Origin of the sequence: Corticimicrobacter sp. (genome assembly GCF_040137905.1) — a bacterium.
Classification (GTDB): domain Bacteria; phylum Pseudomonadota; class Gammaproteobacteria; order Burkholderiales; family Burkholderiaceae_B; genus Corticimicrobacter.
The window spans coordinates 1-9,732 of record NZ_JBEFDG010000045.1; the positions used below are offsets into that span (position 1 = coordinate 1).

At 62.6% G+C, this 9,732-nt stretch carries 6 protein-coding genes and 1 pseudogene; all 7 read right to left on the reverse strand.

The genetic code is table 11. The features are described from left to right. Positions 1–320 precede the first annotated feature (320 nt). Positions 321–1,973 carry an AMP-binding protein gene (locus tag ABN482_RS08045; protein ID WP_349503498.1) on the reverse strand — a complete coding sequence of 551 codons (1,653 nt, stop codon included), beginning with the start codon at positions 1,971–1,973 and terminating at the stop codon, positions 321–323. A 67-nt stretch (positions 1,974–2,040) separates the two neighbouring features. Then, a complete protein-coding gene (locus tag ABN482_RS08050; protein ID WP_349503499.1) occupies positions 2,041–2,577 on the reverse strand; it encodes a PaaI family thioesterase in 537 nt (178 codons plus the stop codon). Positions 2,578–2,581: 4 nt separating this feature from the next. Next, positions 2,582–3,784 (reverse strand): acetyl-CoA C-acyltransferase, encoded by a 1,203-nt coding sequence (locus ABN482_RS08055; protein WP_349503500.1) that lies wholly within the window; start codon positions 3,782–3,784, stop codon positions 2,582–2,584. Positions 3,785–3,797: 13 nt separating this feature from the next. Next, positions 3,798–6,194, reverse strand: a complete 2,397-nt coding sequence (locus ABN482_RS08060; RefSeq protein ID WP_349503501.1) for a 3-hydroxyacyl-CoA dehydrogenase/enoyl-CoA hydratase family protein — start codon at positions 6,192–6,194, stop codon at positions 3,798–3,800. Between the two features lie 15 nt (positions 6,195–6,209). Next, positions 6,210–7,484, reverse strand: coding sequence for an OmpP1/FadL family transporter (locus ABN482_RS08065; protein WP_349503502.1), 1,275 nt, complete (start codon positions 7,482–7,484; stop codon positions 6,210–6,212). An 83-nt stretch (positions 7,485–7,567) separates the two neighbouring features. Continuing rightward, positions 7,568–9,553: a 3-hydroxyacyl-CoA dehydrogenase NAD-binding domain-containing protein gene (locus ABN482_RS08070; RefSeq protein WP_349503503.1), complete on the reverse strand. Its 1,986-nt coding sequence runs from the start codon at positions 9,551–9,553 to the stop codon at positions 7,568–7,570. Further along, positions 9,553–9,732: pseudogene (locus tag ABN482_RS08075) on the reverse strand (hypothetical protein); the annotation flags it as partial. The pseudogene ABN482_RS08075 and the gene ABN482_RS08070, both read right to left, overlap by 1 nt.

Sequence of the window (9,732 nt, forward strand, 5' to 3'; positions counted from 1 at the left end):
GCACTTCCCACAACCACCTGGGCGTTTGCCTCAAGGTCTGGTCTGTCTGAACTGCGAAGGAGCGAGACTATAGCACCACTGTTTCCAACATGTCAAACTGATGACAGCCAACATGACATTTTTCTGATCCACTCATGCAGCCATCCGCCGTATGCCCCTGAGCAGCATCAGTCCGGAGGCGTTTGAACGCGCTGCCGCGTGAGGCACTGAACTACCCACGGTTTCGGGGGATGTCCATTCAGAGGCTCCCTGCTGACAGAGAGCTGCCTCACTGAATTGGCACCGCACTCACCAACGCGCTCAACAACAGAACAACAGGGTCACCGAAGATTGCGACGCATGATCTTGCCAACATTGGTACGTGGCAGGTCTTCGCGGAACTCGACGTGGCGGGGAATCTTGTAGCCTGTCAGTTGCTGGCGACAATAGGCGATCAATGTTTCGGCGGTCAGGGAGGGATCCTTGCGGATCACGAACAGTTTGACGGCTTCGCCGGAACGCTCGTCCGGCACGCCCACTGCGGCGACTTCGCGAACACCGGGATGCGTAGCCACCACGTCTTCGATTTCGTTGGGATAGACATTGAAGCCGGACACCAGAATGATGTCTTTTTTCCGATCCACCAGGAATACGAAACCCTGCTCATCTATATAGCCGATATCACCCGTGCGCAGATAGCCATCCGGCCAGAAGGCCAGTGCGGTTTCTTCCGGGCGCTGCCAATAGCCGGCCGTGACCTGGGGGCCGCGTACGCAAATCTCGCCCGCCTCGCCTTGCGCCACCTCCTGGCCGTCGTCATTGCGGATTGACAGATCGGTCGAGGGCAGAGGCAGTCCGATGGAGCCATCGATGTGGTGTCCATCCATGGGGTTGATGGTCACGGCCGGTGAGGTTTCGGTCAGACCATAGGCCTGCACCAGCGACGTACCGGTCACTTCTTTCCAGCGTTCGGCCACGACCCGCTGGACCGCCATGCCACCGCCCAGTGTCAGGCGCAGGCTGGAAAAATCCAGACTGGTGAACTGGGGATGATTGAGCAACGCATTGAAGAGCGTATTAACGCCGGTGAATGCCGTCATGCCGGCATGACGCATGAGTTTGATGAGCCCGGGAATATCCCGGGCATCCGTCACCAGGATATTGCGAGCCCCCAGTTTCATGAAGACCAGACAATTAGCCGTCAGTGCGAAGATATGGTAGAGCGGCAACGCGGTGACGATACACTCCTTGCCTTCACGCACCACGGGACGGATCCAGGCGTATGCCTGGCAGACATTGGCGATCAGGTTGCCATGCGACAGCATGGCGCTCTTGGCCACGCCAGTCGTGCCTCCCGTATATTGCAGGAAGGCCAGATCCGCATGGCCCAGTTCGGGCTGCACAAAGTTTTGCCGTGTGCCCGCCTGCATCGCATCGTCGAGCTGGACATGGCCAGGCAACGTCCAGGCCGGCACGCCTTTCTTGATATGGCGCACGACGAAATTGACCAGCGGTCGCTTCAGCCCGCCCAGCATATCGCCCACGGCCGTCACCACGATGTGTTTGAGGTAGCGGCGATCCTTGACCTGGTCAAGCACACTGGCAAAATTTTCGGCAATGACGACAACCTTGGCCTGAGAATCGACCAGTTGGTATTCGAGTTCGCGCGGCTTGTAGAGCGGATTGCAATTGACCATGACGCAACCGGCCCGCAGGATGCCAAACAGGCAGACCGGATACTGGAGCAGGTTCGGCATCATCAGGGCGACGGCATCACCGCGCCCCAATCCCTGACTCTGCAGCCAGCCGGCAAAGGCGCGGCTTTGCCGGTCCAGTTCGGCGTAGGTCAGTTCCTTGCCGAGCGATACATAGGCTACCTGGTCTGCATAGCGCCGGCAGCTTTCTTCGAACAGATGTACGAGAGACGTGTATTGCCCGGTATCCACTTCAGCCGGCACGCCTTCCGGATAATGCTCAAGCCAGATCTTGTCCATATTGTCTCCTTTGCCTGCCGGCGGATCCATTCCGTGAGGATGTCCTTGTTATGGTGTCACTATATATTTACTGTGGCTGCCTGTCGCCCGTCGTTTCCTTTTCTCGCTTTTTGCGTGCGTAGTGCGTGCGCGTTGCGATGTACAGCGTGCGCTCGACCGTTGCATACACAGCACCCTGCCCATCGATGAGGTCCACGCTATAGGTACGCGTGGTTTCCTGATCCCGGTCGAGTGCACTGCGGATGTCCTCGACCTCGGCGTCACGTACAACAAAATCGGCATACAGCATCTGGTAGGCAGGACGGCGAAAGCGGATCGAGGCCTGCTTGTCCCATATGATCACGTCCCGCCCCAGTCGCAACATCAGCAACAGCGGATGCGGTCCATCGGTGACACCGAACAAAGAGCCACCGTAGATCGCTCCGAGGGCATTGCGGGTACGCCAGTGCCAGGGCAGGCGCACCCGCATGGACGAAAAGTCGGACTCGACGCGAATGACCTTGCCGCCCATGCCCCGGAACCCCGGGTGCAGGTTGAACCCCAGTCGCAATGCCCGGCCGCGCCAGCGATAGGGCAAACGATGCAGCCACTCCAGCTTTACCATGACATCAAAGTGCTTCGAACACGCCGGCGGCCCCCATGCCGGTACCAATGCACATTGTGACCATGCCGTATTTGCCGCCGGTACGCCGCAGGCCATGGGTCAGCGTGGCCGTCCGGATGGCACCGGTGGCCCCCAGCGGATGGCCCAGTGCAATCGCCCCCCCCAGGGGATTGACCCTGGCAGGATCCAGGTTCAGCTCCCGGATCACAGCCAATGCCTGCGCAGCGAAGGCCTCATTCAGTTCGATCCAGTCAAGTTGTGCCTGTCCGATACCGGCCTGCTGCAAGGCGCGCGGAATGGCCTCGACGGGTCCGATGCCCATGATTTCAGGCGGCACGCCGGCCACGGCATAGCCGGCAAAACGTGCCAGGGGCTGGACACCCAGCGCCTTGACCATGCGCTCTGACATCAGCACGGCCGCCGCCGCCCCGTCCGACATCTGCGAACTGTTGCCTGCCGTGACCGTACCGCGTGCTGCGAATACCGTGCGCAGGCGAGTCAGTGCCTCGATACTGGAATCGGCTCGCGGACCTTCATCCTGCGCGGCAGTACGATGCGCGATCTTTGGCATACCGTCAGTAGCGTTGCCCGGCTCATGCGCCACGATCTCGAAAGGCGTGATTTCCTGCCCGAAATAGCCTGCCTGCTGTGCCGCCACGGCCCGCCGGTGCGACTCCAGGGCGAAAGCATCCTGATCTTCCCGGGACACCTTCCAGCGCTGGGCGACCTTTTCGGCGGTCAGCCCCATGCCGAAAGCCATACCCAGATGGTCTTCCTTGTCGAAGATCGCCGGATTCATGGAAATCTTGTTGCCCATCATCTGCGACATGACGCTCATCGACTCGGCACCTGCAGCAATCATCACATCCGCCTCACCCAGCCGGATACGGCTGGCCGCATCGGCCACGGCCTGCAGGCCTGAGGCGCAGAAGCGGTTGATGGTCAGCCCTGGGACCTGTTGCGGCAAGCCTGCCAGCAGCAGTCCCATGCGGGCCATGTTCATGCCTTGCTCGGCTTCCGGCATGGCGCATCCGGCAATGACATCGCCGATCTGGCCGGCATCCAGTCCAGGCACCTGGGCCAGCACGGCCCGCAGTGCGGCCGCCAGCAGGTCATCCGGCCGGGTCCGGCCATACATGCCACCACGCTTGCCCACCGGCAGCCGCGTCGCGGCCACGATATAGGCATCCTGTTTCTGCATATTCATGAATGCTCCTCGATCAGTTGCGCAACGGTTTGCCGGTGTCCAGCGTATGGCGGATGCGCGCCTGGGTTTCAGGCGTGCGCAACAGTGCCATGAATTCGCGCCGCTCGACCGCCAGCAGCCACGCCTCGTCCACCCGGCTGCCGGTATCGACATCACCACCACACAGCGCCACGGCAGCCGCATGAGCCACCCGATAATCATGCTGGCTGATCATGCCGCCTTCTCGCATGTTGACCAGCAGCATGTCGAAATTGGCGATACCACTGCGGCCGGCGACTGGAATGTCACGTGGGCGTGCCGGGATACGATGGCCCAAATCCGCCATCGCGCGGGCCCGCCGCAGTGCGGTCCACAACAGCTCATCGGGATGGAAGACCACCGTATCCGATGGTTGCCCGAAACCTGCTTCGATCGCCAGCCAGGCGCTCTTGGAAACCTGGGCCATGGCGATGTTGCGAAAGACCGGCTGCAGGTAGGGAAAGACTTCTGCCGGTGTCTCGGTCTGCGCGGCCAGCCGTGCTGCCCGCACCGCAAACGCCTTGCTGCCGCCCCCGGCCGGAATCAGGCCAACCCCCGCCTCCACCAGACCCACATAGCTTTCCAATGCCAGAACCCGCGCACTGGCATGCATGAGAAATTCGCAACCGCCGCCCAGCGCCATGCCCTGCGCAGCAGCCACCACCGGCACCTGCGCATAGTGCAGCGCCAGCGAAGCCTGCTGGAAGCGGGCCACCGTCTGCTCCAGGCGCTCGAACTCGCCGGCCGCCACGGCTTCGGACACCTGCTTGAGGTTGGCTCCAACGGCAAACGGTGCCTCGTGCCACAGCACCAGCGCATCGCTGTCGCGCTCGGCCAGGGACACGGCATGCAACACACCATCGAGCACCTCGTCGCCAATGGTGTGCATCTTGGACTTGAAGGACAGGATCGCGACACCGGCATCGATATCCGGCAGGCACCACAGTCGGACCCCTTCGTTTTCCCAGAGAATATCCTGGGCCGGCGGCACGGCATCCTGCCCCCCCAGCACACGTTCCGGAAACACCTGGCGAGCATAGACGGGCAACGATGAAGGTGCGACAAGGCGTCCATCACGCGGCGCATAAGACCCCTGTGGCGCATGCACGCCACGGCGGTCGGGCTCGACGGCCCAGTCAGGCAGAGGCACAGTGGCCATGCTTGCCTGATGGTCGATGTCTTCGCGAATGGCCTGGGCCACGGCCTGCCAGCCGGCAGCCTGCCAGGTTTCGAGCGGCCCCAGCGACCAGCCGAACCCCCAGCGCATGGCCAGATCTAGGTCGCGCGCATTATCCGCAATCCCTGCCAGATGGTAGGCACTATAGTGGAACGTATCGCGCAGGACCGACCACAGGAACTGTGCCTGGGGATGGCTGCTGGTTCGCAGATCCCGCAACCGGGCAGCCGGATCCTTCTGCTTCAGGATGCTGGCCACCTCATCGGCCACCTGTCCCGCCGACGCACGGTACTCGCCCTGCTTCAGATCGAGCACGAGAATATCGCGCCCCTCTTTGCGATAGACACCACGCCGGGTCTTCTGGCCCAGGGCTCCCTGGTCGATCAGTTGCTGCAACCAGCCGGGCACCTCGAAAAATACATGCCACGGGTCATCGGTCGCACCGTCGCGCAGCGTATCGATCACATGCGCCAGCGTATCCAGCCCCACCACATCAGCCGTGCGATAGGTCGCGCTCTTGGGACGCCCGATCAGCGGACCGGTCAGGGCATCGACCTCGTCAAAGCCCAGCCCGAGCCTGACCGTGTGATGCATCGCGGCCAGCATGGAAAACACGCCGACGCGGTTGGCAATGAAGTTGGGCGTATCCAATGCCCGGATCACACCTTTGCCCAGATGGCTGGTCAGCCATGACTCCAGGTCATCCAGCACGTCGGGGCGGGTTTCCGGTGCCGCGACCAGTTCGACCAGCTTCATGTAGCGCGGCGGGTTGAAGAAATGCACGCCGCAAAAACGCGACCTCAATTTCTCGGGCAATGCCTGTGCCAGCGCGCCCACCGACAGGCCGGACGTATTGGAGGCAAGGATGGCCTGAACGCCGATATGCGGTGCCACGCGATGGTACAGATCGGTTTTCCAGTCCAGACGCTCGGCGATGGCTTCGATCACCAAATCGCAGCCGGACAACTGATCGAGATGCTGGTCATAATTGGCCGGCGTTATCCAGTCCAGACTGGCCGGACTGGCCAGGGGAGCCGGCTCGAGCTTGCGCAGCCCGGCCAGCGCCTTGAGAACGATCCCGTTGGGATCGCCCTCCCTGGCAGCCAGGTCATACAGCAGCACCGGCACACCGGCATTGGCCAAATGCGCAGCGATCTGCGCGCCCATCACGCCTGCCCCCAGAACGGCGGCGCGTTTGATTTGCAGTTTGCTCAAGCGACTCTCCTTTTATCAGAACCGGCTGGATACCTGCAGGCCAATGATGTGCCCGCTGCTCTTGTATTCGCCAGAAACCAGACCCCGGCGCGCAGGTTCGCCATTGTCGTTGTTGATGGGCGTATCCTTGAGGTGCAGATAGGTATAGCCAAGGTCGATGGTGGTATTGGCACCATGGCGATACTGCACGCCGGTCGACAGCCACAGCCGATTGTTGTCAGGCAGGGACGTGGGGCGATACTCCGCGCTGCGGATCGGCGACTGGTCGATGGCAACACCGACTTTCCAGGTCCAACGCTCGTCGACGCGGTAGTTGGCCCCGATGGCGGCTCGCCAGGTATCCCGGAAACGCAGGTCCAGGGAGCTGGTCGCGTTGATATTGCCGCCGCTGTGGATGTCCAGCTTGGGAATGCTGCTCCAACCGGTCCACGACACATCGCCCAGCAGGGTCCAGCGCGAATTCAACTGATGCATGGCGCTCAGCACGAAGGTATCGGGCAGATCCACGTCTGCGCGGGCCTGACCGCTGCGGACCGTAGTGCCATTGAGATCGATATCGGTATCGCCCTTGGCCGAATGCTTGATCTTGGACCGATACGACAGGCCAATGCGGGTCGCCTCGGTCGGCTGGAAGATGACACCGGCATTCCAGCCCCAGGCATCGCCATGCATCTTGACCCGCGCATCACCCGGCATGAAGACACCAGGCGCAACCGGCAGGACTTGCGCCAGCTTGTATTCGGCATCAATACGTTGCCAGTTGACACCGAACCCGAACGACCACTGATCATTGGCCTTGTAGGCCACGGACGGATTGATATTGATGGTCCGGATGTCGAACTTGCGCGAATGAAAGCGCCCCGCCCAGTTGTCGTCGTATTCGGTCATCAGGCCAAACGGTGCGCCGATCCCGACCCCGGCGAACCATTGCGGGTTGATCTGCCAGGACAGGTAGGCATTGGGCACGACGCCCCAACTGCCGGCATCCCCGCCATTGGATCCAACAGCGCCCAGCGGCACCGTACTGCGACCATCATTGCGGAACTTGAAGGACGGCTTGATGGCCGTGACACCACCCGATACGTTCAGCCCCGGCAGATAGGTCATACCAGCCGGGTTGAAGTAGATGATGCTGGCATTCTCGGCATTGACCGCCGATCCGGCATAGGCATTGCCAAGACCGCTGGCATTTTGCTCGAGCAGTTGGAAGCCCGCACCGTACCCGGCAGCGGAGAATCCGCCCAGTATAGCCAGAGAAAGTACGCGTCCTGTCAGTAAGCGTGTTTTCATTGCATGTCTCCTGGTGTGATGGCCTCCTCTGCGGGATGACCTTGCCGCCGGTGATCCGGCTTTGTTGAACAACAATCTCTATCTCATGACGACAGCCTGTTATGGTGATACAAGGGCCCACCGGTGAAAGGTGCGTAGCCCGTTCCGAAAATCATGCCGGCATCAGCCAGGTCGGCATCCTCGACCACGCCCGCCTCGAGCTGCAGCCGCACCTGGTCGGCCAGCACACGGGCCAGGCCGGCTGCCAGCAGGGCCGGATCGCTCCCTGGCCCGGCCCCGCTGCCGACAGCACGCTGCGCATGTCCAGCATCCTTGACCGCCTTGCCATCGCGCCAAGCGTAGAAACCACGTTCGCTCTTGCGTCCCAGGTGTCCCCGCTCGATCCGTTGCAACAGGCAGCGGGGCGGCTCGGCATCGGGTGCCAATTGACGCCCTGCCGCAAGCGCCACATCGAGACCGACGGTATCGGCCAGTTCGATCGGTCCCATCGGCATGCCGAAATCGGTCATCGCAGCATCGACAGCGGCCGGACTGATACCTGCATCCACATGGCGCATGGCTGCCAGCATGTAGGGAGCCAGGGCCGCATTGACCAGGAAACCTGGGGCGCTGCGTACAGGCAACGCCAACTTGCCGATCTGCCCGACGAACCCGCAAGCCCTTGCCACGGCGTCCTGATGCTCGGCATCGCCATCACGTGTCCCCACGACTTCGACCAGTGGCATGCGGGCCACCGGGTTGAAAAAGTGGATGCCGATCAATCGCTGGGGACGTTGCAGCACGGTGCGCAGCGTTTCGAGCGACAGGCTGGACGTATTGGTCACCAGCAATGCATCAGGCCGCATCCTTGCTTCGACCTGGCGATAGAGTGCCTGCTTGGCCTCCAGGTTTTCGCTGATGGCCTCGACCACCAGATCGGCACGGGCCACGCCATGCCCTTCTACATCAGGTATCAGCCTGTCGAGGGCCGCCTGAATCCGCCTGCGATCCTTCAACCGGCGCGTATACAGCTTGCCCGCCCGTGCCAGCGCCGGCGCAATGCGCTCGACATTCTGGTCCTGCAGCGTGACGCTCAGTCCCTGTAGCGCGCACCAGGCGGCAATATCGCCTCCCATCACGCCGGCCCCCACCACATGCACGTGGTGAACGGCTCGCATCCCGTCCGGTTTGCCCTGGTTCTTGAGCCGCTCCTGCAGTCGATAGACCCGCAGCAAGTTGCGAGCCGTGTCGGACGACAGGATGGATTCGACCAGATCCGGAGCCTGCAGGGCATTGCCATCGTGCTCGGCCCACAGGGCCAGGATGGCACGGGGCGCAGGATAGTGTCCAAGCGGGTCTTTGCTGTCGAGTTGCCGCGCTGCCTGCCAACGTACCAGCCGCTTCAGCGGCCAGGCATTCAGCCAGGCACGCCAGCCGCTGACCTTGCGCACCGGCTTGCCCGACAACACCCATTGCCGCGCCGCCGCATCGCGTACTCGCAGCGGCACGCAGGCATCGACCAGCCCCAGCCGTGCCGCCCGGCGCGGATCGATGCGACGACCGGTCAGCATCATGTCGAGCGCCGCCTGAACGCCCACCACCCGGGGCAACCGCTTGATACCGCCCCAGCCCGGAAAAATACCCAGCATGACCTCGGGCAGTCCCAGCGCAGCACTGGCATCCTCCACGACCAGCCGATAGCGGCACGCCAGGGCCAGCTCCAGCCCACCGCCCAGGCAGTGTCCCTGGATCAATGCCAGCGTCGGATAGGGCACCGCCGCCAGCCGCTCGAAAAGCGTCCAGCCACGCGCCACCAGCGCCTGCGCCGCAGCGCCCTCACCCAGATCGGCAAACTCATCGATATCCGCTCCGACGATGAAACCGGTGTCCTTGCCCGAACGAATGATGAGCCCGGCAGGCGGTGCCTGGTCCAGGCTGTCCAGGACGGCTGCAAGCTCGGCCATGACATCGGCCGACAATGCATTGACGGCACTGCCGGCCCGGTCCAGGGTCAGCCAGGCAAGGCCCTGCCCGTCACGGTCGATCCGCCAGTTGCCAGCCGCTGCAGACAATGTCTGTACTGTCGCCATCATGCCGCCTCCTGTTCGACCTGCTGTGCCGGCCCGACCGGATCGTCGCCCAGCGCCTCGACCAGCATGGCACCGCCCTGTCCCCCGCCAATGCAGATCGAGGCCATGCCCAGCCTGAGTCCACGGGCCTTCAAGGCATGCAACAGGTGCAGCACGATGCGTGCCCCCGATGCGCCGAC

Excerpts from the sequence above, each read along its gene's own strand:
- ABN482_RS08045 (WP_349503498.1), bottom strand. The coding sequence starts at position 1,973 with ATGGACAAGATCTGGCTTGAGCATTATCCGGAAGGCGTGCCGGCTGAA.
- ABN482_RS08070 (WP_349503503.1), bottom strand. The coding sequence starts at position 9,553 with ATGGCGACAGTACAGACATTGTCTGCAGCGGCTGGCAACTGGCGGATC.
- ABN482_RS08055 (WP_349503500.1), bottom strand. The coding sequence starts at position 3,784 with ATGAATATGCAGAAACAGGATGCCTATATCGTGGCCGCGACGCGGCTG.
- ABN482_RS08050 (WP_349503499.1), bottom strand. The coding sequence starts at position 2,577 with ATGGTAAAGCTGGAGTGGCTGCATCGTTTGCCCTATCGCTGGCGCGGC.
- ABN482_RS08065 (WP_349503502.1), bottom strand. The coding sequence starts at position 7,484 with ATGAAAACACGCTTACTGACAGGACGCGTACTTTCTCTGGCTATACTG.